The 22,049-nt window shown below is 62.0% G+C and carries 22 protein-coding genes, 1 tRNA gene and 1 other annotated feature (1 of these 24 running past the window's edge); of the genes, 5 read left to right on the top strand and 18 right to left on the bottom strand.

Features of this window, described 5'->3' with window-relative positions:
* Window positions 1–20: 20 nt before the first annotated feature.
* From ACW5W7_RS19805 to ltnD, 6 genes are all read right to left on the bottom strand, one after another.
* The gene (locus tag ACW5W7_RS19805; protein ID WP_456502808.1) at window positions 21–1,526 is read right to left on the bottom strand and encodes a GntP family permease; all 1,506 of its coding nucleotides are present in this window, start codon (window positions 1,524–1,526) and stop codon (window positions 21–23) included.
* A complete protein-coding gene (gene denD, locus ACW5W7_RS19800) occupies window positions 1,523–2,473 on the bottom strand; it encodes a D-erythronate dehydrogenase (RefSeq protein WP_456502807.1) in 951 nt (316 codons plus the stop codon). Before denD ends, ACW5W7_RS19805 begins: the two co-directional genes overlap by 4 nt.
* 41 nt (window positions 2,474–2,514) lie before the next feature.
* On the bottom strand, window positions 2,515–3,288 hold the full coding sequence (gene otnI / locus ACW5W7_RS19795; RefSeq protein ID WP_456502806.1) for a 2-oxo-tetronate isomerase: 774 nt from the start codon (window positions 3,286–3,288) through the stop codon (window positions 2,515–2,517).
* A 61-nt stretch (window positions 3,289–3,349) separates the two neighbouring features.
* Window positions 3,350–3,982: a 3-oxo-tetronate 4-phosphate decarboxylase gene (gene otnC, locus ACW5W7_RS19790; protein WP_456502805.1), complete on the bottom strand. Its 633-nt coding sequence runs from the start codon at window positions 3,980–3,982 to the stop codon at window positions 3,350–3,352.
* Complete coding sequence (otnK, locus tag ACW5W7_RS19785) at window positions 3,975–5,225, bottom strand: 3-oxo-tetronate kinase (RefSeq protein WP_456502804.1); 1,251 nt, start codon at window positions 5,223–5,225, stop codon at window positions 3,975–3,977. Before otnK ends, otnC begins: the two co-directional genes overlap by 8 nt.
* Entirely contained in the window at window positions 5,222–6,130 is a 909-nt protein-coding gene (gene ltnD, locus ACW5W7_RS19780; RefSeq protein ID WP_456502803.1) for an L-threonate dehydrogenase, read from the bottom strand. Before ltnD ends, otnK begins: the two co-directional genes overlap by 4 nt.
* Before the next feature lie 245 nt (window positions 6,131–6,375).
* Between ltnD and ACW5W7_RS19775 the strand changes: the two genes are divergently transcribed.
* Window positions 6,376–7,164 carry a DeoR/GlpR family DNA-binding transcription regulator gene (locus ACW5W7_RS19775; protein ID WP_349921272.1) on the top strand — a complete coding sequence of 263 codons (789 nt, stop codon included), beginning with the start codon at window positions 6,376–6,378 and terminating at the stop codon, window positions 7,162–7,164.
* Window positions 7,165–7,184: 20 nt separating this feature from the next.
* Here the strand turns inward: ACW5W7_RS19775 and ACW5W7_RS19770 are convergent, their stop codons facing one another.
* From ACW5W7_RS19770 to ACW5W7_RS19755, 4 genes are all read right to left on the bottom strand, one after another.
* Window positions 7,185–7,331, bottom strand: coding sequence for an entericidin A/B family lipoprotein (locus tag ACW5W7_RS19770; RefSeq protein WP_456502802.1), 147 nt, complete (start codon window positions 7,329–7,331; stop codon window positions 7,185–7,187).
* Between the two features lie 40 nt (window positions 7,332–7,371).
* The gene (locus ACW5W7_RS19765) at window positions 7,372–8,442 is read right to left on the bottom strand and encodes a PQQ-dependent sugar dehydrogenase (RefSeq protein ID WP_456502801.1); all 1,071 of its coding nucleotides are present in this window, start codon (window positions 8,440–8,442) and stop codon (window positions 7,372–7,374) included.
* A 116-nt stretch (window positions 8,443–8,558) separates the two neighbouring features.
* On the bottom strand, window positions 8,559–9,383 hold the full coding sequence (gene ppk2, locus ACW5W7_RS19760; RefSeq protein WP_456502823.1) for a polyphosphate kinase 2: 825 nt from the start codon (window positions 9,381–9,383) through the stop codon (window positions 8,559–8,561).
* Window positions 9,384–9,673: 290 nt separating this feature from the next.
* Window positions 9,674–11,794 (bottom strand): TonB-dependent siderophore receptor, encoded by a 2,121-nt coding sequence (locus ACW5W7_RS19755; RefSeq protein ID WP_456502800.1) that lies wholly within the window; start codon window positions 11,792–11,794, stop codon window positions 9,674–9,676.
* A 122-nt stretch (window positions 11,795–11,916) separates the two neighbouring features.
* Between ACW5W7_RS19755 and ACW5W7_RS19750 the strand changes: the two genes are divergently transcribed.
* The gene (locus ACW5W7_RS19750; protein ID WP_349921278.1) at window positions 11,917–12,801 is read left to right on the top strand and encodes a LysR family transcriptional regulator; all 885 of its coding nucleotides are present in this window, start codon (window positions 11,917–11,919) and stop codon (window positions 12,799–12,801) included.
* Window positions 12,802–12,842: 41 nt separating this feature from the next.
* Here ACW5W7_RS19750 and ACW5W7_RS19745 read toward each other — a convergent pair whose 3' ends face one another.
* Genes ACW5W7_RS19745 through ACW5W7_RS19730 form a run of 4 tightly spaced genes read right to left on the bottom strand, consistent with a single transcriptional unit; the run spans window position 12,843 to window position 16,703 of the window.
* Window positions 12,843–13,652, bottom strand: coding sequence for an ABC transporter ATP-binding protein (locus ACW5W7_RS19745; protein ID WP_319872978.1), 810 nt, complete (start codon window positions 13,650–13,652; stop codon window positions 12,843–12,845).
* A complete protein-coding gene (locus ACW5W7_RS19740; protein WP_456502799.1) occupies window positions 13,649–14,689 on the bottom strand; it encodes a FecCD family ABC transporter permease in 1,041 nt (346 codons plus the stop codon). The genes ACW5W7_RS19745 and ACW5W7_RS19740 overlap by 4 nt, the downstream gene beginning before the upstream one ends.
* Window positions 14,689–15,711: a FecCD family ABC transporter permease gene (locus ACW5W7_RS19735; protein ID WP_349921280.1), complete on the bottom strand. Its 1,023-nt coding sequence runs from the start codon at window positions 15,709–15,711 to the stop codon at window positions 14,689–14,691. Before ACW5W7_RS19735 ends, ACW5W7_RS19740 begins: the two co-directional genes overlap by 1 nt.
* 5 nt (window positions 15,712–15,716) lie before the next feature.
* Window positions 15,717–16,703 (bottom strand): iron-siderophore ABC transporter substrate-binding protein, encoded by a 987-nt coding sequence (locus ACW5W7_RS19730; RefSeq protein ID WP_349921281.1) that lies wholly within the window; start codon window positions 16,701–16,703, stop codon window positions 15,717–15,719.
* Window positions 16,704–16,871: 168 nt separating this feature from the next.
* On the opposite strand from ACW5W7_RS19730, the gene ACW5W7_RS19725 reads away from it, so the two are divergent.
* Complete coding sequence (locus ACW5W7_RS19725) at window positions 16,872–17,441, top strand: MSMEG_1061 family FMN-dependent PPOX-type flavoprotein (RefSeq protein WP_456502798.1); 570 nt, start codon at window positions 16,872–16,874, stop codon at window positions 17,439–17,441.
* Here ACW5W7_RS19725 and ACW5W7_RS19720 read toward each other — a convergent pair.
* From ACW5W7_RS19720 to ACW5W7_RS19710, 3 genes are all read right to left on the bottom strand, one after another.
* Window positions 17,401–17,742, bottom strand: coding sequence for a hypothetical protein (locus tag ACW5W7_RS19720; protein WP_456502797.1), 342 nt, complete (start codon window positions 17,740–17,742; stop codon window positions 17,401–17,403). The two genes, ACW5W7_RS19725 and ACW5W7_RS19720, sit on opposite strands and share 41 nt — an antisense overlap.
* A 72-nt stretch (window positions 17,743–17,814) precedes the next feature.
* Window positions 17,815–17,891 (bottom strand) — tRNA-Arg (locus tag ACW5W7_RS19715).
* A gap of 50 nt (window positions 17,892–17,941) precedes the next feature.
* Window positions 17,942–19,096 carry a flagellar assembly protein FlgT gene (locus ACW5W7_RS19710; RefSeq protein WP_456502796.1) on the bottom strand — a complete coding sequence of 385 codons (1,155 nt, stop codon included), beginning with the start codon at window positions 19,094–19,096 and terminating at the stop codon, window positions 17,942–17,944.
* 279 nt (window positions 19,097–19,375) lie between these two features.
* Between ACW5W7_RS19710 and ACW5W7_RS19705 the strand changes: the two genes are divergently transcribed.
* Window positions 19,376–19,996, top strand: coding sequence for a FlgO family outer membrane protein (locus ACW5W7_RS19705; protein ID WP_349921284.1), 621 nt, complete (start codon window positions 19,376–19,378; stop codon window positions 19,994–19,996).
* Between the two features lie 13 nt (window positions 19,997–20,009).
* Window positions 20,010–20,435 (top strand): LPP20 family lipoprotein, encoded by a 426-nt coding sequence (locus ACW5W7_RS19700; protein WP_349921285.1) that lies wholly within the window; start codon window positions 20,010–20,012, stop codon window positions 20,433–20,435.
* 295 nt (window positions 20,436–20,730) lie between these two features.
* Here ACW5W7_RS19700 and pheA read toward each other — a convergent pair whose 3' ends face one another.
* Window positions 20,731–21,903, bottom strand: coding sequence for a prephenate dehydratase (pheA, locus tag ACW5W7_RS19695; protein WP_349921286.1), 1,173 nt, complete (start codon window positions 21,901–21,903; stop codon window positions 20,731–20,733).
* 36 nt (window positions 21,904–21,939) lie between these two features.
* Window positions 21,940–22,049: a sequence feature (Phe leader region), on the bottom strand; it runs 14 nt beyond the window's last position.

The following is a 22,049-nucleotide window of genomic DNA, read 5'->3' as shown; positions in this document are numbered from 1 at the left end:
TGGGTGTGTGGAGTGAACCCTTATGACTCCCGGCTCGCCACCGCACTTGCCGCAGGGGCCAGGGATTGGCCCTTGACGTACCAGACGATGAGCGCCAGCACCAGCAGCGGCAGAACCGGGTCAAACCAGGTGCCACCTGAGCCGAACATCAGGTTCAGCAGGGCGACGCCGGTGCCGCCGATGGCCCAGGCGATGGTAGTGGGAATGGACCAGACGATCATCTGCTGCTTCACGTCCGAGATCCCCATCATGCGGTTGACCACCCAGAACAGGCTGTCGTTGAAGTAGCCGAAGAAGAGCGACCCCATGGTGGCCGCCTGGGCCGCCAGCAGCATGTTGACCCCGGGGATCTGGGCCAGTATGGGGGCGGAGATGGAGGCCGCCGTCACCATGGCCACGGTGCCGGACCCCTGGATGAGACGCACCAGGGTCGCGACGATGAAGGGGATCAGGATGGGGGATATGGGCAGCTGGGCAATCTGCTCCGCCAGTTGCTGGCCTGCGCCGCTGTCACGCAGCACGGCGCCGAGCGCACCACCGGCACCGGTCACCAGCAGGATGATACCGGCCGATTGCAGCCCCTCTTCCAGGCGGGCGGCGGTGGCGTGCCTGTCCATGTGAGGCACCAGGGTGTAGACCGCCAGCAGCACGCTGATGGCCAGCGCGATGATGGGGGTGCCGATGAAGTTGACGCCCTGCACCAGCGGGTTGGCGGCCAAGTTCTCCATGCCTTCCAGGGTGGCCAGGGTGGTGAAGATGGCCTTGAGGAAGATGAGCACGATCGGCACCAGGATCGGCAGCAGCGACAGGGTCAGGCTCGGCAGGCTCTTGCCTTCCTTCTCCTTGAGATAGGTCTCATATGTGACCTGCAGCTCATCCGGGGTCTGGGCGACCTGGGCGGCAAACTCGGGGTACTTCTTGTCCAGCCACTGGGCATAGAAGACGATGCCGAGCACGCAGGGGATGGCCAGTGCCATGCCCATCAGCAGCATGGCGCCGATGTCCACGCCAAACAGACCGGCGACGCCGAGCGGCCCCGGGGTCGGCGGCACCGTGTGGTGGGTCACCACCAGGCCGCCTGCGAGGGCCACGCCGAGGGTGAGCAGGGAGCGCTTGCCGCTTTTCGCCAGGGCCTTGGCGACCGGGTAGAGGATGACGAAGGCGGAATCCACGAAGATGGGGATGCTGACGATGTAGCCGGTGATGGCCAGCGCCCACTCTTCACGGCGTTTGCCCAGCCACTTGATGAAGCTGTAGGCGATCTGCTCGGCTGCGCCGGAGACCTCCAGCAGACGGCCCATCATGACCCCGAGGCCGATGACGATACCTATGCTGCCAAGGGTGGAGCCAAAGCCCTGGGTGATGACGGTGAGGGTCTTGTCGATGCTCATGCCGCCCGTGATGCCGGCGATACAGGCCGCCGCCAGCATGGCGATCAGGGCGTGTACCCGGGTGCGAACCACCAGGAAGACCAGTACGAATACGGCGATGATAAGGCCGATGATGGGGGTTGGGATGTCGCTCATGATGCCTCCTGCATGTCATGGGTGATGAAACTGTCGATGATGTCGGCAAACGTCCTGTCTGCCGTGAAGCCGAGGGCATGGGCCCGCTGGTTGTCGATGCGGCCGGGCCAGCTGGCGACGATGCGCTCTACCGCGGGATCGGCGGCAAATTGCACTCGCTCCCTGGCCGCGGCGCCACCCGTACGGCCGAGGGCCTCCAGCATCTCGCTGACGGTCACGCTGATGCCGGGCAGGTTGACGCTGCGCCAGTCACCGGTGGCAGGCAGGTTGGCCGCCAGCAGGAAATTCGCGACCACGGTGGCCGGGCTCGACAGCCAGAGCCGCAGATCCGTGCTCACCGGGCAGATGGCCTGCTCCCCTTGCAGGGGCTCGCGGATGATGCTGCTGACAAAGGAGGAGGCGGCCCGGTTCGGCTTGCCCGGCCGCACGCAGATGGTGGGCAGGCGCAGTACCAGGCCGTCCACATAGCCCTTGCGGCTGTAGTCGTTGACCAGGAGTTCCCCCATGGCCTTCTGGGCACCATAGGAGGAGGTCGGGGTCAGCGCTGTGCCGTCGTCCACCAGGGCCGGCAGGCGGCCGCCGTAGACCGCCAGCGAGCTGGTGAAGATGAAGCGGATGCCGGGCTTGGTATGACGGCAGGCCTCCAGCAGGGTGCGGGTGGTGTCCAGGTTTACCTTCCAGCCGAGATCGAAGTCCTGCTCCGCATGGCTGCTGACGATGGCCGCCAGGTGATAGACGATGGCGGTCTGCTCGCCGATGAGGGACTCGGCCACGCCGGGGGCGGTGAGATCCGCCTGCAGGCAGCGCACCCTGGCATCCGGGAGTGGTGCCTGGGGCAGCTGGATATCCACCAGCAGCAGTTCGGTGAAGGGGTGTGTGCTTTTCAGCAGGGCTTTGGCCAGTTTCTGGCCCAGGAAGCCACCACCGCCGGTGATGATGATTTGCATCTCGTTATCCTCAGACTCGTTCGTGTGTAGGTTGTGTTTTTTTATTGTTGGGTCAGCCAGCCGAGCCCTTCACGGGTGCCGGCTCTGGGGTTGTATTCGCAGCCTATCCAGTCGTGGTAGCCGGCCTCGGCCAGTGCCTCGAACAGATGGGGGTAGGCGATTTCCCCCTCGTCCGGCTCGTGACGATCCGGCACCGAGGCTATCTGGACATGGCCGATGGCCGGGCCCAGCTTGCCGATGAGGCGGGTGAGATCCCCATCCATGATCTGGGCGTGATAGAGATCGAGCTGGACCGCCACGTTGGGTCTGTCTATCTCCTGCACCAGGGCCAGGGCATCGAGTTGGTGGGCCAGGAAGTAGCCTGGCACGTCCCTGTCGTTCAGGGGCTCGAGCAGCACGCGGATGCCATCGACCGCCAGGTAGTCGGCGGCGAAGCGGATGTTGTCGACCAGGGTCTGGCGGTGGGCCGCCAGGCTATGGGCCGGGTCGACGATGCCGCTCATGGCGTGCACCTTCTTGCAGCCGAGCGCCAGGGCGTAGTCCCGCACCATGGGCAGGTGGGCGCGAAACTCCGCCTCCCGACCCGGGATGGCGGCCATGCCGCGCTCCCCCGCGCCCCAGTTGCCCGGCGGCATGTTGAACAGCGCCTGGGAGAGCCCCTGCTCGCGCAGCTGGCGGCCCAGTTCGGCGGCGGGCCAGTCGTAGGGGAAGAGGAACTCCACCGCCTCGAAGCCGGCGCGGCGCGCCTCGGCGAAACGCTCGAGGAAGGGGACCTCGGTAAACAGCATGGTGAGATTGGCAGCAAATTTGCTCATGGCATGATGTTCCTCAATGCGGTGTTGTCATATCGGGTCAGAGGGGCACAGCAGGGTCTGCTCATGGTTTCATCCTCCGGAGTTCATCGATTTCGTGTTCGCTCAGATAACGGATGGACTGGCCGTGCAGCAGCAGGGCGAGACGGGCCGTCTCCTCCAGCTCCTCCATGTTGTTGACCGCATCGATGAGATCGTGCCCTGTCACCACGGGACCGTGGTTGGCGAGCAGGAAGGCCTTGCCATCTTGCGCCCGCTGTCCCAGCTCCAGGGCGATGCGGGCATCCCCCGGCTTGTAGTAGGGGATGAGCGGCAGCTGGCCGACCCGCATCACGTAGTAGGGGGTGAAGGGGCGGATGACGTTGGCCGGATCCAGCCCGTCCAGGCAGGAGAGGGCGGTGAGATAGGTGCTGTGCAGATGCACCACGGCCCGGCACGCCGGATTGTTGTGATAAAGCGCCAGGTGGAACGCCACCTCCTTGGAGGGCCGATCCCCATCCAGGTGCTCCCCCTGCAGGCTGACCCGGGAGAGGCGCTCGGCGCTCAGGCGACCGAGGCAGGAGCCGGTGGGGGTGGCGATCAGGGTGCCATCCGGCAGCAGGGCCGAGAGGTTGCCCGCTCCGCCGGTGGCGTAACCACGCTGGAAGAGGGAGGCTCCCAGCATCACCATGGTGTCGCGCAAGGCTTGCTCAGTCATGAAAGAACTCCTGTGCCTTGGTGAAGAACGCCTCATCGCCGAAGTTGCCTGACTTGAGGGCGAGCGACAGGGGGGCATCCGTGGCGCGCACCCAGGGCACCCCGGGGGCAATTTGCGGGCCGATGTGGAATGCCTTGACCGCGAGGGCCTGGGTGATGCGGCTCGAGGTCTCGCCACCGGCGATGATGAAGCCATCCACCCCGGCGCCGCGCAGCAACTGGGCGAGCCGGGCGAAGCAGTGCTCCACCGCCTCGCTTGCCGCCTGCTGGCCGTGGCTCTGCTGGATACGGGCAAGATCGGCCGGGCTGGTGGTGGCATAGATCATGGGCGCGGGGGCGGCGGGCTGCGCCAGCACCCAGCGGGCGAGCTCCTCGGGATAATCCGGGTGGCCGAGGCAGGCATCCACGTCCAGCGCGAGAGCAGGGGCCAGCTCGCGGTAACGGGCCACCTGGCGGTTGGTCATCTCGGAGCAGGAGCCCGACAGCACCACGGCCCGTGTGGCGCGGGGCCAACCCGCCTCACGGGCCCCCTGCAGATCGCCACGGCTGAGGGCGCGGGCCATGCCGATGGCGAGACCGGAGCCGCCGGTGAGCAGCGGCAGCGTCAGGCTGGCGCTGGCGATATCCAGCAGGTGCTGTTCCGTCAGGGTATCCACCACGGCGTAGCGCACCCCCTCGGTCTGCAGTTGCTCGAAGGCGCTGGTGATGGCCTCGGCACCCTGCGCTATGGTGGCGAAGGGGACCAGACCGGCGCGGCCAGCGGCCTGGGACTCCATCAGCCGCAACAGGTTGCTGTCCTGCATGGGGGTGATGGGGTGGTGGCGCATGCCGGATTCGTCGAGCGGCTGGGATCCCACGAACAGGTTGCCCTGATAGACGGTGCGACCGTTGACCGGCAGGGCCGGGCAGATCAGGGTGAAGTCACTGCCAAGAGCCGCCAGCAGGGCGTCGGTGACCGGGCCTATGTTGCCCTGGGCCGTGCTGTCGAAGGTGGAGCAATATTTCTGGTAGATGCGCGGGCAGCCGCGGGCCTTGAGCCACGCCAGCGCCGCCAGGGAGTCGCGCACCGCCTCGTCTACCGGGCAGGAGCGACTCTTGAGGCTGATGACGATGGCATCCACCTCGGGCAGATCATGCTCTTCCGGGACGCCTGCGAGCTGCAGGGTAGAGAGACCGTTCTCAACCAAAAATCCTGCTATATCGGTAGCGCCGGTGAAATCGTCTGCAATAACCCCGAGTTTCATGGTGTTTCCCCCTGTCCCGGCAGCTGGATGCCGGAGAACGTCTTGATGACGGCGCTGTCGTCCTCCTGGCCGTGACCGGCGTTGCTGGCGGCGAGGAACATGTTCAGCGCCGTGCTGGCCAGCGGCAACGGGAAGTGCAGCGCCTTGGCCGTGTCCGCCACCAGGTTGAGATCCTTGACGAAGATGTCCACCGCGGAGCGGGCCTGGTAGTCGCCGGTCAGCACGCGAGGCATGCGGTTTTCGAACATCCAGGAGTTGCCGGCGGCGTGGGTGACCACGTCATACATGAGGTCCAAAGAGATGCCCGCCTTGCTCGCCAGCGCCATGGCCTCGGCGGCCACGGCGATGTGCACCCCGGCCAGCAGTTGGTGAATGATCTTCACCGTGCTGCCCTGGCCGGGTTCGCTGCCGACCCGGTAGACCCGGCCTGCGACCGCGTCCAGCACCGGGGCCAGCTTGTCAAAGGCCGCCTCGGCGCCCGCCGCCATGACGGTCATCTCCCCCGCATCGGCCTTGATGGCGCCGCCGGAAACGGGGGCATCCAGCATCAGCAGCCCAAGCTGCCCCAGCTCGTCGGCGAGGGAAGCCGCATCCGCCGCCGATATGGTGGAGGAGATCATGACGGCGGTGCCCGGTTTGAGATGAGGGGCCAGCCCTTCCTCTCCCAGCAGGATGCGGCGCACCTGGGCGGCGTTGACCACCAGCAGCAGGACGGCGTCCAGCACCTCGGCCAGCGGTCTGGCGTCGGCCATGACGGCGGCGGCCCCGGCTTGCTGCAGCTGGCTGCGGGCCGATTCACTGAGATCGATGCCATAGGTGGTGAGCCCGGCCCGCAGGCAGGAACGGGCGGCGCCCATGCCCATGGCACCCAGGCCGATAACGGCGACGTGGAAGGGAGTGCTCATCTTGTGATTCCTCGGTTACGACTGATGAGCCGATAGTAGAGGCTTGTAGCGATGAAATATCAGGCGGTTGTCACAAAAATTAACTATTATGGTGTTAATTTTTGTTATTTCGTTGAGGTTGGATTTGTATGGGTCGCAGTTTTATGTGAATAAATGTGATTTGTGAGTCGCTTCGAGCTTATTTATCATTTTTTCCCATGTCACTGGGGTAGAATGCCCCCCTCTTTTCCCAAGGTGTGAACCCCATGATACCCGTAGAGCGACAGCAACAGATCCTGCACCTGCTGGCAGAGCGCGGTGTGGTCAGCATAGTGGAACTGACCGACCTGCTGCAGGTCTCCCACATGACCATCAGGCGGGACATCCAGAAACTGGAGCAGATGGGGCGGGTGCTTTCGGTGTCGGGAGGGGTCAGCCTCTCCCAGCGGATCAAGAGCGAGCCCTCCCATGCCACCAAGCGCAGCCTGATGCAGGGAGCCAAGCTCGCCATTGCCCGGCTGGCGGCGGCCCAGGTGGCGGAGGGCTGCACCGTCTATCTGGATGCGGGGACCACCTCCCTGGAGCTGGCGCGCGAGCTGGCGCTGCGAGAAGATCTCATGGTGGTGACCAACGACTTCATGGTCTGCGCCTATCTCATCGAGCACGGCCGTTGCCGGCTCTATCACACCGGCGGTCAGGTCATTCGTGACAACCAGTCCTGCGCCGGTGAGGCGACCGCCCACTTCCTGCGCAACCTGCACCTGGACGTGGCCTTCCTCTCCTCTTCCTCTTGGGACGGGCAGGGGATCTCCACCCCGAGCGAGCAGAAGGTGCCGGTGAAGCGGGCGGTGGTGGAGTCGGCGGCGAGCCGCATCCTCATCTGCGACTCGTCCAAATATGGCAAGGTGGGGACCTTCAACGTGGTGGGCTGGGATGCCATCGATCAGGTGATCACCGACGATCAACTGCCCGACAGCGCCCGGGAGCTGCTGGCCCAGCACGGGGTCAAGCTGACCATGGCCCCCCTCACCATGGCGGCGGCCGGCACGGACTGAGGGTCGGGATCTGCCGCTGCTCAGCGGGCCGTTTCGTCCGCCAGCTTGGCCGATCCCTGAATGACTTCCCCGGCCCGCTCCACATCCCGACCCATGCCGTGAATGGTGTTGCAGCCCAGCAACCAGAGGCTGGCGCACAGTACCAGCAGGTGTCGACGCTTGTTCATGATTCCTCCTTGCGGCTCTTGGCCAGCGTTCTCATCCAGATCAGGGGGTCAGCCGCAGCAGGCGCCCCTTGCCCGAGTCGGTCAGCAGATAGAGGGCGCCGTCAGGCCCCTCCTTGACGGTGCGGATCCGCTCCCCCAGATCGGTGAGCAGGCGCTCCTGCGAGACGACCTTGTCCCCCTCCAAACTGAGCCTCACCAGGGCCTGGCCGCGCAGGGCACCGACGAAGAGATCCCCCTGCCACTCCTTGAATAGCGTCCCCTGATAAAAGGTCATGCCGGAGGGGGCGATGGAAGGCACCCAGATCCACAGCGGCGCCGTCATGCCGGGGGCACTCTGGCCCGTGCCAATCTTGCCGCCCCCGTACTCCTCGCCGAAGGTGACCTTGGGCCAGCCGTAGTTGTGGCCGGGCTGGATGAGGTTTATCTCGTCGCCCCCCTGGGGGCCATGCTCGTGAGTCCAGAACTGCTGGCTGCCGGGGCGCAGGGCGGCCCCCTGCATGTTGCGATGACCCAGGCTCCAGATCTCGGGCAGGGCCCCGGCCGCCTTGACGAAGGGATTGTCGTCCGGCACCCGGCCGTCCCTGTGGAGGCGCACTGTCTTGCCGAGATGGTTGTCGAGGCTCTGGGCCCGCTCTCGCTCTGTGTAGCGATCGCCCAGGGTGATGAAGAGGTAATCATCCATCAGCACCAGCCGGGAGCCGAAGTGAGCACCGCCGGCTACCTTGGGTTGCTGGCGAAACAGTAGTTGCCAGTCTACGAGCGCATCTTTTTGCAGGCGGGCGCGGGCCACGGCGGTGCCGGCCCCTCCGTCACCGGGCTCGCTGTAACTGAGATAGAGCCAGCCATCTCCATCCAGGGCGAGATCCAGCAAGCCTCCCTGACCCTGACTGGCGATGGGCGGCAGGCCGGCGATCGGATGGCGCTCTCCCTTGGCATCGATGCGCAGCAAGCGACCGGGCCGCTCGCTCACCAGCATCTCGCCATCCGGCAGGAAGGCCAGTCCCCAGGGATGGGCAAGATCGGTTGCGATCGGTGTCAGGGTCAGGGCCCGCAACGGAGTGGCGAGGCAGATCAGCAGCAGGGCAAGCAGTCGAACAGAGAGTGAAAACAAAGGGATACCTCCTCTCAAGATCCTGGCGTGGTCAACATCGGCATGGCTGAAGTGTAGAGGGAAAGGGGCGACACAGGATGTGGCCAGCCCCTGCACGGGCAGGGGCTGGCTGGGGATCAGAACAGTTCCGGCACGTAGCGGAAGGGGTGATCGGTGGGCTTGGCCTTGCCAATCTTGCGCTTGGGCAGCTTGACGTGATCCACCGGCAGCTCCTCGTAGGGGATGTGGGCCAGCAGGTGGGAGATGATGTTGAGACGCACCTTCTTCTTGTCCTCCGAGTGGGCCACGAACCAGGGAGCCCAGGTGGTGTCGGTGGCGGCGAACATGGCGTCCCGCGCCTCCGTGTAGTCATCCCAGCGGTCGAAGGATTTGATGTCCATGGGGGAGAGTTTCCAGATCTTGCGGCCGTCGTCGATCCTGTCCCGCAGGCGACGCTCCTGCTCCTCTGGCGTGACCTCCAGCCAGTATTTCAGCAAGATGATGCCCGCATCGACCATGGACCACTCCATCTGCGGGGTGCTGGCCAGAAACTTGTCGCTCGCCTCCGGGGTGCAAAAGCCCATGATCCGCTCCACCCCGGCCCGGTTGTACCAGCTGCGATCGAAGATGACTATCTCGCCGGCGGCGGGCAGCAAGGGGACATAGCGCTGCATGTAGAGCTGGCTCTTTTCCCGCTCCGTGGGGGCAGGCAGGGCGACCACCCGAAATACCCGTGGGCTGACCCGCTCGGTGATGGCCTTGATGACGCCCCCCTTGCCGGCCCCGTCGCGCCCCTCGAACACGATGCAGACCTTGAGCCCCTTGTGGACGACCCAGCGTTGCAGCTTCACCAGCTCCACGTGCAGGCGGCGCAGCTCTTTTTCGTACTCCTTGGTGCCAAGGGGTTTGATCTCTGGCGTCGGCGCCGCCTGTTCTGCCTTGGTTTTCTTCTTGTTGCCCATGATGTCCTTCTCTTGCAGCGATGCCATGACGTCTGGCCACCGGTATCGGCGACCGATTTTCTGAGTGTACATGAGGATGCGGGCCATCATAGCCACAGGTGGAGCCAAAGCGGCCGGGATCACAGATTGCCCCGTGCGTCTTGTCTGTGCCGGGCGGCATGGTCAGGGAGGGGCATCGCAATGGCTGCGCTCATTCTGGCGGACTCTGCAGACGGAGTGACGCTGCCGGGGTTGCAGGACACCCATAAAAAAAAGAGCCGCGATGGCGGCTCTTTAGGGGGTATCACGACTTACCAGGCGTAATTGATTGCTGCGTTGAACGCGCGGCCCGGGTTGTAGTAGTTGGCGGTTGCCGAGCCGACCACGTACTGCTTGTCGGTCAGGTTGGAGACATTGAACGACAGGTTGGCATCCTTGGTGATGCGGTAGGCGAAGGCGGCATCCAGCAGGGTGGCGGCTTCACTCTTGGCAGTATTGTCCGGGTCGAAGTAATAGCTGCCAACATAGCGGGCACCCAGGCCGACATCCATCGTCTCGATGGGCAGGGTGTAGTAGCCCCACAAGGACGCGGAGTGGTTCGGCGTGCTGGCGAACTCATTACCTTCCAGGGACGCGCCGGAGCGCGTGGAGCCGCGCACGACCTCGGACTTCATGTAGGAGTAGCCGCCCGTCAGGTTGAAGTTCTTGGCCACTTCCGCCTTCATCTCCAGATCAAAGCCTCTGACCCGGGTTTCACCGACGGTTTCCCGCTCTATGGTGCCGTTGTCCTGAACGATGGCCATGGTGACATCTTTCTTGTTCAGGTCGTAGATGGCGGCAGAGAACAGGGCGTTGACCGACTCGGGCGCGTATTTCACCCCCAATTCAAGCTGCTCGCCGCGCTCGGGTTTGACGCCGATGGCGGGCGGGGCAACGGATTCAACCTGGCTGACATAGGTGGACCACTCCTGGGTCAGCTTGTAGGTCAGGGCCGCCCGCAGCGAGGTCTCGGAGAAGTCATCGCTGGTTTCCACGTCGCTGATGTCGCGGCTCGACAAGTCCATGTAGTCATGACGGGCACCCAGGGTCAGGATATAGCGATCGTCCAGCGAGAGGTTCTGCTGCAAGAATGCCGAGGTGGTCTGGTAGTCCTGATCGTTCTTGCTGTAGGGGGCACCGATGACGGGGACACCGCTGTAGACCGGATTGTCGATGTTGATGGGGCTGGCCGAGCCATAGACGGACTGATCCTTGCTCGAGGCATCGCGGTATTCCAGCCCGATCAGGGTGCTGCTGTCGATGCGGCCGAAGTTTGCATCGTATTGCAGCATGGTGTTGCCGATCAGCTCGTTGGACGAGGTGTCGGTACCGAAGTAGTAGCGGGAGACGTCACTGCCGGTACGACCGACGAAGTCGTAGAGGTAGATATACCCGAAGTTGTCCTTCAGATCGCTGTAACGCAGGTTGGCGCTCAGCTTGAGATCGCTGGAGAAATAGTGGGTGAGCTGGGCACTGACGTTGGTCCGCTCTACATCGTGCTTGTTGTAGTCAGGTTCGCCATAGAAACTGCTGCGATCATACTCTTTATCCAGAGGATATCCGCCGCTGTTCGGGGTGGAGTCCCGGCCGAGGTAGTCGATGATCAGGCTGGCCGTGGTATCCGCGGAGGGCTGCCAGGTCAGGCTGCCCATCACCAGCTGGGAGTCATCTTTCGAATGATCGTATTCGAGCTCCCCCTTCTTCAGCTTGGTGGTGAAGCGGTAGGCCAGGGTCTTGTCTTCGTTCAGGGTGTCGCCAAAATCGACCCCGATCTCTTTGCTGTCAAACGAGCCGTAGGAGATGTAGCTGTCACCGAAGCGCTTGAACTTGGGGCGCTTGCTCACGAAGTTGACCGAACCACCCGGATCGGCCGGGCCAAACAGGGTCGAGTTGGCGCCGCGGATCACTTCCACGCGTTCATAGGCGTATGGATCTTCACGCACGCCACGCATGGATCCCAGGGTCAGGCCATCGCGATAGGTGGTGGCCTGGAAGCCACGGATGGTGAAGTAGTCGTTGCGATCATCCGAGCCATAGTAGTCGGTGACCAGGCCGGGGGAATACTGCAACACCTCTTCCGTGGTGGTGGCGTTGCGCTGGTTGATCTCTTTCTCGGTGATCACGGAGACGAGGGCCGGCGTATCCAGCACGCTGGTAGCGACCTTGCCGCCCACCCACAGCTCCTTGGAGACGGTCGTCTCACTATCGTCCGATACCGGCTGGCCATAGACAGTGATGGTGTTGATGCGATAGGCCTCGGTTTGCTGATCGTCGACCTTGTCCTCCGCGTAGGTAAATCCTGAGCAAGTCAGCGCAGAGGCGCAACATAACCACAGGTATTTGATTTTATAGCGATTTATAGGTGAGAGAGTGCCACTGCTAGTATTATTCATTCTGTCCGGTTCCGTTTGACAAGCTTTTAACGTTGTGATAACGCAAATGATAATACTTGTCATTTGCAACAAATTAAATTAATATATAAACATCGATTGATGCCGACAGGGAAAGAAGTCGAGTGGAATTACGTCAGCTGAAGTACTTTCTGGCCGTTGCTGAAACGCAAAATATCCGTTCAGCTGCCCAAAGGGTTCACGTCACTCAACCTGCCATCTCAAGAAAGATAAAAGAACTGGAATCCGAATTGGGTGTGCAACTGTTTGATCGCCTGCCGAGAGGGCTGCGTTTAAACAGGGCGGGAAAGGTCTATCAGAAGGAACTGGGGGCCATCATTCGTCAAATTGACGATGCCAATGAGAGAATGCGCCAGTTTACCCATACGGAATATGGTTCGCTCACACTGGGTGCGCCGGATTTCGTATTATGGGAAGGCGAAGTCACACAATGTGTTAACCAGTTTCACCACACCAATATCGAGGTCGAACTGGAAGTCTACTCGGATACGCCCATGGTGTTGCTAAAACGCCTAGAGCTGGACCAGATAGACGGCGCCTTCTTGTATCACTTCCCTGAACTCCCCTCTGAATATGTGGTGCAACCGATCGCACAAGATAAACTCGTGCTTGCCTACCCGGCCAGTTGGGATATTCATATTCCGTGTTCCATCACGGTCGAAGAGTTGAATCAGTTCTCTGCCGTTCGTCTGCCCAGAACCACGGATCCCAATTACTACGACTGGCAAGAGGCATTATTCCAGGAGATGGAATGGCGGCCGGAAGTTACCCAATGGGCGCACGGTGAAGGCACCATGCTGGGATTGGTTGCCTCTGGCAATGGCGTCGCCATCGTCAATGAACGCCACCTCAGTCGTCAATCAAAAATGATCCGCTATACCTCCCTGGATATTCTGCCCCAGACGACACCACTGCACTTCATTTATAAACACACCTCCGACAACCCTGCACTCAGCACCTTTCTCGAACTCCTGTCTCAGCATGAATAAATAATGCCCATCGTGTTGCGATGGGCATTATTTTGCGATGTTTACAGGGATGTATTCTGCTTGTGGCGTCCGATCGGGATCATCATGGGAATATGCGAGATCGGATCTTGAATAATATGGCTATTCAAGCCGAAAACCGTCTGGATCATCTCTCTGGTGAACACCTTTGGCGGCTCGCCATGGATGTGAACCTGGCCATTCTTCATCGCCAGTAAATAATCCGCATAACGTGCTGCCAGATTGAGATCATGCAGCACCATCACTATGGTGACGCCGCGCTGCAGATTCAGATCGACCAGCAGATCCAGCACGTCTATCTGGTGGGTGACATCCAGGAAGGTGGTCGGCTCGTCGAGCAGCAAGATGTCCGTCTCCTGGGCCAGGGCCATCGCAATCCATACCCGCTGGCGCTGCCCTCCTGACAGCTGATCCACGTCCCGGTCGATAAGATCTGCGGTCTTGGTCAGCGCCAGGGCGTTGGCCACGGCTTCATCATCCCGGCTGCTCCAGCGGGACATGAACTGATGGTGGGGGTGGCGCCCTCGTCCCACCAGATCCCCGACCGTGATCCCCTCGGGTGCGATGGGAGATTGCGGCAAGAGTCCCAGGGTGCGGGCCAGCATGCGGGTCGGGGTGTGATGGACCGATTTCCCGTCCAGCAGAACCTGCCCCCGGGTCGGGGCCAGCAAGCGGGACAGGGTACGCAGCAGCGTCGATTTGCCACAGGCATTGGCCCCGACAATGGCGGTGATCTTGCCTGGCATGATGTCGAGATTCACATCCTGCAGGATGGTTTTTTCACCGTAGCCAGCAGACAACTGCTCAACCACCATGCGATGAGCGATGGTCACAGCGCACCCCCTTTACGATTGACACGGATGATGAGATAGATGAGGTACGGCGCCCCCAGGGCCCCGGTGACGACACCAACGGGATAACGGCTTGGCAACAAGAACTGGCCGATGTAGTCCCCAGCCAACACCAGGCTGGCGCCCACCAGGGCCGCCGGAATGAATAGAGAGCCGTTCGTGCCGACGATGCGTGCCGCAATCGGGCCGGACAGGAAGGCGACGAAGGCGATGGGGCCGGTTACCGCCGTCGCGACGGCAATCAGTCCGACGGCGCAGATCATCACCACGAGACGTGTCAGCCCGATATTCACCCCCAAGGCCGCGGCCGTGTCCTCCCCCAGCCGCAAGGCTTCAATATCTTTGCCGCGATGCAGCAACAGACCGCCAAAGACGGCAAGGGAGCACAGCAGGGGCAAGGCCTGATGGAGCTGGACCGAGTTGACGCTCCCCGCCAGCCAGCGCATCGCCTCCTGCAGATCCCAGGAGTTGGCCTGGGAGAGCAGATAGGCGATGAAGCTTTCGATCATCGCCGATACGCCAATGCCGATGAGGATAAGGCGGGTGCCGGCGACCCCGTTGCAGTAGGAGAGCCCGTATACCGACAGGGCCACCGCCAATCCGGCCGCGATGGAAAAGAGTGCGATGGAGGATCCATCCATCTTGAGTATCACGATGGCAAAGACGGCGGCGGCGCTGGCACCCGATGAGACGCCGACGATATCCGGGCTGGCCAGCGGGTTGCGCAGCATGGTTTGAAACACGACCCCGGCCAGGCCAAAGCTCATCCCCACCAGCAGGGAGATCAGCGCGCGGGGCAGGCGCAGCTGCCCCACGGTGAAGCTGGCCCCTGGCACCTGTTCACCGGTCAGCACTTGCCAGACGACGGAGGGCGGGGTGTAAGACTGCCCCAGCAGCAGGGTGAGCCACCAGGCCGCCGCCGAGAGCAGCAACAGGGTGAAGGCGATGCCCATCCAGCGGCGGGATCGTTGCAAGCGTACCGCTTTTACCTGACGGATCAGGTTTACTCGCTCATTCATCACAGCTCCCTGACCCGTTGACGACGGACCACCCAGATGAAGAAGGGGGCACCGATGAAGGCCGTTACCACCCCGACGGCCAATTCGCTGGGCCTGGCGATCAGGCGACCGACGAGGTCTGACAGCACCAGCAGGCTGGCGCCGCCGAGAGCAGAGAAGGGCAGCAGCCAGCGGTGATCCACCCCGACCAGCAGCCGACAGAAATGCGGAACAACCAGGCCCACGAAACCGATGGGGCCACAGATGGCGGTGGCGGCGCCACACAGCAGGATGGCACCGAGTCCGGCACTTCCCCTGGCCCAGGCCACGTTTTCACCGAGGCCGGCGGCCAAGTCATCCCCGAGGGCGAGGGAGTTCAACTTTCTTGCGGTCGCCAGGGTGATCACCAGGCCCGCCAGCATGAAAGGCAGCACGAATTGCATCGCCTCGAAGGTGGCCCCGCCGACCCCGCCTATCTGCCAGGATCGGACACCGCCCGCGATGTCGTTGCGCGGCAGGACCACCGCCAGCGTAAAGCAGGAGAGGGCGGCGGAGGTGGCGGCGCCAGCCAGCGCCAGTTTCAGAGGGGTGGCTCCGCCCCGGCCCATGGAGCCGATGGTGTAGACGAAGGCCGCCGTCACCGCGGAGCCCAGAATGGCCATCCACACGTAGCTGTGCAGCTGCTCGATCCCAAACCACGCCAGGCCTATCACCACAAAGAAGGCCGCCCCTATGTTGACCCCGAGAATGCCGGGATCCGCCAGCGGATTGCGGGTGATCCCCTGCATGACGGCGCCGGACAGGCCCAGGGAAGCGCCAACGATCACCGCCAGCAGGGTACGGGGAATGCGCATGGCGACGGCGGCTTCCCCCACGGTATCGATCTGCCCCTGCAGCGCGCCGGTGATCTCGGCCCAGGAGACATCACGGGTGCCGAAGGTGACCGAGAGCAGGCTGAGCATGAGCAGTACCAGCACCAGCAGCAACAGGCTGGTTGAGCGGTTCAGCAGCGGGGCGGAAGAGGCATGGCGCTTCAATGGCATGCCGCTCATTTCACCTTGCGAGCAGCGGCTGCCAGCGCCTCCAGATAATCGTCGAGCACCCAGGAGATGGACAACGGCGTCGGATTCGCCGCCGTCGCCAGCGTCCCGCCACCCAGCATGACCATGGAGCCCTGCTTGACGGCCCGCATCTTGGCCATCAAGGGGTTGGCAGAAAGCGGATCGAGCAAGGCCTTGCCGCCATAGGTGACGAAGATGTCGACGTCATCGAAGGCATCGACCTGCTCGATGCTGGCCTCCCCGGAGAACTGCCCGGAGCGGCTGAGCGCCTCGATGCTGCGAGGGGAGGCGAGACCCAGATCGGCAAAGAATTTGACGCGGGAATCGTTCGCCGTATAGAAGCGCAGCACGCTCAAATCGGTGGGATCGAGGTGGGTAATGAACATGGCGGTCTTGTCGTGCAGCTCGGGATACTTGGCAAGACGCCGGGCAATATCCTGCTCGATCTGCGCAATCAGATCCTCCCCCTCTTGCACCATGCCAAGCCCCAGGCTGTTGATGCGGATCATGCTGCGCCAATCCGTGGCCCAGGGGGCATCGGGGTAGGCGACCACGGGGGCAATCATGCTCAGGGTGTCATAGTCCGAGCGGCTCAGCCCGGAATAGGCGGCCAGGATCACGTCGGGCTCAGTGGCGGCGACGGCTTCAAAATCGATGCCATCCCCCTCGTCGAATAATTTGGGAATGGGGGCATGCAATGAATCCAGTTGAGCCTTTACCCAGGGCAATACGCCATCCCCGTCATCATCGCCAAATTTCGCGGCCGCAAACCCCACCGGCACAATACCCAGCGCCAGCGGAACTTCATGATTGGCCCAGGCCACCGTCGCCACCCGTTGTGGCTTTTTCGGTATCACAGTGGTGCCAAAGGCATGAGTAATGGTGATGGGATAACTGACATTATTTTCAGCCAGACACAGGGTGCTGGTCAGTGCCAATACAAGGGTGATGACAATCGCTTTAACATTAAACATCAGTTTTGCTTCTACTCAATCGAATCACTATTTGATTGCAGGGGTGGCTGGGGGCTCGTTATCATGAGCGCGATTATGATAATGGAAACCATTAGCAGTTAGAAGTGAGCCGAAAGTCAGTGTCATTTACAAATAGTTCATGACCGATAACCAAAGAGAATGCATGTGATGAGTCAGATAACCACACTGGAACAACTGAGGGAACTTTACAGCCTGCCGGCGCCGTTGGCGGTGGCGAAAGACCTTCACCATATCGATCAACATACCCGGACATTCATCGAGAACAGCACCCTGTTCTTTCTGGCTTCCCACACGAAAGAGGGCTTTCTGGACTTGTCCCCCCGGGGGGGCGATGCGGGGTTTGTGAAGGTATTCGATGACAAGACTCTGGGCTTTCCCGACAGTCCGGGAAATAACCGTCTGGATACGCTGACCAATTTGCTCGAAAACCCGAAAGTCGGCCTGTTGTTTGTGGTGCCAGGCATCGAAGATGTCGTCAGAATTCGGGGGACGGCATCCATTCATGCCGATGAAGCGAGCCGTGAAATATGCCTGGATGGCAAGACTGTGCCCAAGCTGGTTATCAAGGTCTCTATCGATACCCTGTTATTCCATTGCCCCAAGGCACTGATGAAGGGGGGGCTCTGGAATAAAGACAATTACCAGCAGCGTGATTTTCTGCCATCCCTGCTCAAGATCATTCAGGATCAACAGATTGAGAAACATGAGCGAAGCTGAAACGGATTGTTATTTCATGGTGGGTGACGAAAATAACGAAATCATTATTTTTACCGGTGCAATAACCCGGTATTGAAATATATCGACGATTATTTTCAGGATTAATGAAAAGGGCAAATGCTCGCCTGTTGATTGCAATGTCGTCATTGCGCCAACGCATATGGCCGGAAGGTAATGCGCTGAGAGCGCGGTGAATGATGCCGGGAGATAAGAGGACGCCGCGAGCGTATCGCGGTGCTCCTGTCAGCGAGGTTTGCACTGGCACTTCAGGCCGCGCATTCCTCTTGCTGGAAGACGCCAAGGGATGGTCCGTGGCACTTGTCCAAAACGACCAAGGGGTTGGCATCTGATGATGCCAACCCCTTGCTTTATATGGTGTTCCCGACTGGAGTCGAACCAGTGGCCTGTCCCTTAGGAGGGGACCGCTCTATCCTGCTGAGCTACGGGAACCTTGTGGCGGGCATTATACAAGAAGCCGCCCGCTTTTAAACCCTTGATTCCTATTCCAATACCGCCAAATCGCCGACCTGGATGTTAAACGGCGAATATTTGTTCTGACTGCTGATGACGGCGCCATCCTCGAACACCTGCACCACCTCGAACAGACCGGCCGCCGGGTTGCGCATGACGCGGGACTTGCCATACGGGTCGACGAAGTCGGCGCTGTGCTGGACGCGGAACTGATCCCCGAGCTTGACCCCGTTGCGCCTGCCCAGATTGATGTGGGGGCCGCGCTCGTGCTGGCCGACGATGCGGGCGGTGACCTGGGCGCAGGAGAGCTCGGCGATGATGTCGCGGGCCGCCTCCTGCAACTGGTAATTCACCTCCTGGCCATAGCTCGATTGCCAGAACTGGCCACTGTTGCTGCCGACCTGATCGCGCTTGGAGAAGGTCCACTCGGCGCGCCCCTTGTACTCCTTGCGACCGAGCAGGCTGCCGTTGATGCCGTCGAACAGGTAGAGCTGCATGCGGAAATTGCGGATGGGATCCTTGTACCAGCGGGTCAGCTCATTGCCCTGGGGCTCGAGGGAGAGATCGTCGATGCTGCCGAGCACCAGGTACTGGCTGTCGGTGCGCAGACTCAAGGCCTTGAGTTCCTCCAGCACGCTGCGATCCCCCTGCTGCAGATGCAACGGGTCGATGCGCAGGTTCTCGTCCAGCCACTGGCGGGCGACGACCCCCTGCGGTGCGGCGGCCAGGGTTTCGAACAGCTGGCGGGAGAGATCGGCCGGCATGTCGTCGAGGGCGCCCGGGCTCGCCTGATCCGGGTAGCGCATGCGCAGGCGTACCAGCGTCAAATCCTTGGCGTAGTGCTGGGTCTGGCAGAGCTGGCGTTCCGCCAGAATGTCGGCCTGCACCGTGATGTACATGCGGCCGTTGCGCACCTCTTCCCGCTTGAGTCGATACTGGCGAATGTCGCCACCGGAGCGGATCTGGATCTGCTCAGAGCGCAGGCTACCGTTCTCCAGCCGCTGGATGCTGGAGACGGCGGCGCCGCTTGCCAGCAGCGCCTGGCGCAGGGCATCCCGGGTCGCCTGCTCGCGGGCATAGGCCTCATCGCCGCCGATGATGGCGGCACTGCCCTGGGCCTCGATGATCTCGGCCCGGGCCGACAGGCTGGCCAGCAGCAGGGTTAACAGCAGCGCAACTCTCATATCAGATACCTTGAATAGACGGACCACATCGGCCGTTGCCAACGGGGGCGCAGGTCGACCAACGGCCTGCACCGGCAGGCCTATGTCATTGCCCGAAATAAAAGCAAGATCCATGCCTCATTCTTCGGGATCGCCGCCAGGTCAGGGCCGAGGCCATCTGGCGCCAGGTAACGGGATCCGCTTCTGCGGATCCGGCGCGATCCTCGGCGCAATTCGGGCCTCAAGTGTTGGCCGCCGCGACCGATAACAGAGTCAGGTGTAGATACAGGAAAGGTATCAATGAACAGATTCTTCACGGCGTTGACCCTGGCGCTGGCATTGGCCGGCTGCGGCTCCGCCGACCCCATCAACCGGGATCAGGGCGACCCCAGGCAGGCGGCCAAGGGGATGGAGCTCAACTGGCTGGTGGCGCGCATGACCGATCAGCTGATGGAGCGCAAGTCCCTCACCACCCTGACCGAGCCCATTGCGGTGGCTTCCTTCGTCGATCTCGACACCCTGAAGGACACCAACTGGATGGGCCAGCAGATCGAGGAGAGCTTCATCTACGAGCTGAACCGGCGCGGTGAGGTGGTGGTGGACTTCAAGACCACGGGCAACATCCAGGTGACCCCCCAGGGGGATTTCGTGATGAGCCGCAACTACAAGGATCTCTCCTCCCGGCTGCCCATCTCCCGCATCCTGACCGGCACCTTCAGCCGCAATTCCCAGGGGATCCTGGTCAATGCCCGCATCATCGACCTGCGGACCAAGATGGTGGAGACCACGGCCCAGAGCCTGATCCCGCAACAATATCTGTCCGGTGCCAGCAACTCGTTTGGCCGGGCATCCGTCAACCGGGGTTACCTGATGCGGGGGGGCCAGAGCCCGTCCGGCCATCTGGTCAACCTGACCCCCTGATGAGGAAGATGCGATGAAAATCCTGTTGGGCTGCCTGATGGCAATGCTGTTGACCGCCTGTAGCGGGAATCGGGTCGTGAACTACGACGTGGCGCAAAAGCCGGACGATTTTCCCGTGCTCAAGGCGGTGGGCTACGCGGTGATCGACATCCAGCCGGGCCCCTCCCAGTCCGAGAAGATGCTGCAGGCCATTCGTGCCTCCAAGATGGATGCCTACCGGGAGCTGGCAGAACAGCTCAACGGTCAGCAGGTGCGGGGCAGCAGCAGCTACAAGGATCTGACCCAGACCGCCAACTCCCTGGACGTGTCGGTGGCTGGCGTGGTGCGCGGTGCCCGGGTGGTGGCGACCTATCCCCGTGGCAACACCTATGCCACCGAGATGGAGCTCGATACCCGCAATCTCTATAGCCTCAACCAGCTGATGGCGGGCCAGTTCTAGGGGCGGTCTGCCGCCATGCAAACAAGGCGAGCCCGGGGCTCGCCTTTTTGCTGTCCGGGATCTGGCCTGCCCGGCGCCACGTGAGCGCCAATACCGTATCCCGCGCGCCTGAGGGCCATGCAGGTTGTCCATTTTGTATCAAAAAACTAAATGCCGGGTGCTTCTCGTTCAATTTGATTAAACGATTAGGCGGGTGTGAGCATGGGGTACAAGCAGAGGCAAGTTCAGGGAGAGAGGGGCGGAGAGTGAAAAAAGCGAGGCGAGCCATTGGCTCGCCTCGCGCATTGGGGGCGGCTTAGCTGCCCATCAGCACCGGCGGCACCGTGGTCGGCTTGACGTCTTCGCTCGGGTAGCAGCCCAGCACCTTGATGTAGCGGGTGATGGCGGTCAGCTCCAGCAGGGCGGCCTGCATCTCCGGGTTTTGCAGGTTGGCGGAGACATCCAGGTAGAACATCTCCTCCCAGGGGTTGCCCTGCACCGGCCGGGATTCCAGCTTGGTCATGTTGATGTCATGGCTGCGCAGCACCAGCAGCGCCTCCACCAGGGAGCCGGGCTTCTGGGAGGTGGACATGATGAGGGTGGTCTTGGCCGGGATCTGGGAGGCCACGTCGATGGGCTTGCGCGCCACCACGATGAAGCGGCTGTAGTTCTCTTTCTGGTTGGCGAGTTGCTCGGCCAGCACATCCAGGCCATAGAGCTCACCGCCGGCGGCGCTGCCGATGGCGGCGGCGTCCGGGCTTGCCAGCTCTTTGACCTTCATCATGGCGCTGGAGGAGGAGTCGCAGATCTCGTGGCGGGCCCCGTCCAGCTTGCCGAGGTAATGGGAGCACTGCTGGAACACCTGGGGATGGGCGTAGAAGGTCTTGATGCGAGAGAGTTCGGTCGGCACCGCCGTCAGGATGCAGTGCTCGATGGGGTAGGTCAGCTCACCGACGATGGAGAGGGTGGTGTGCTGCATCACGTCATACACCTCGTTGATGGAGCCCGAGCTGGTGTTCTCGATGGGCAGCACCCCGAAGGCGGCGCGGCCGGATTCCACGCTGTCGAGCACCTCGCGGAAGTTCTGGCAGTTCACCTCGATCACCTGATCCTTGTAGCGCGCCAGGTACTTGCGGGCCGCCAGGCTGGAGTAGGAACCGCGCGGGCCCAGATAGGCGACGCTGGTCATGGGCTCCTGCTGCTCGGGGTTCAGCAGGCTCTGCAGATAGGCCTGCTGGGAGAGCACGGAATCTTCGATGATGGTGTGGTAGATGCGGGTGATGTACTGGGCATCCAGGGCGAGGGGGCGGCCTTTCTGGATCAGGGCGACCAGCAGGTCCTGTTCGCGCTGGGTGTCGCGGATGGGGCGCGGATTGGCCTGTTTGGCACGGGCTACCTCGATGCTGAGGGTCTTGCGCTTGGCCAGCAGAGCGAGCAGCTCCTCATCCAACTGGGTAATGTCCTGTCTGATCTCGTCGAGCGTCGCCATTGTGGTTCCCTATCCAACTATTCGATGATGGTGAATGCAAAAAAAGCCTCCGCTAGGGGAGGCTCGATTCGTCTTTGTTTTCTGTTCATGCGACGACAGGGCCTTCCCTCATGTGGGCCGGATAAACGAGAAAACGAAGAAGAATG

It is taken from the genome of Aeromonas intestinalis (assembly GCF_054052485.1).
This window is presented reverse-complemented; position numbering and strand designations above follow the sequence as displayed.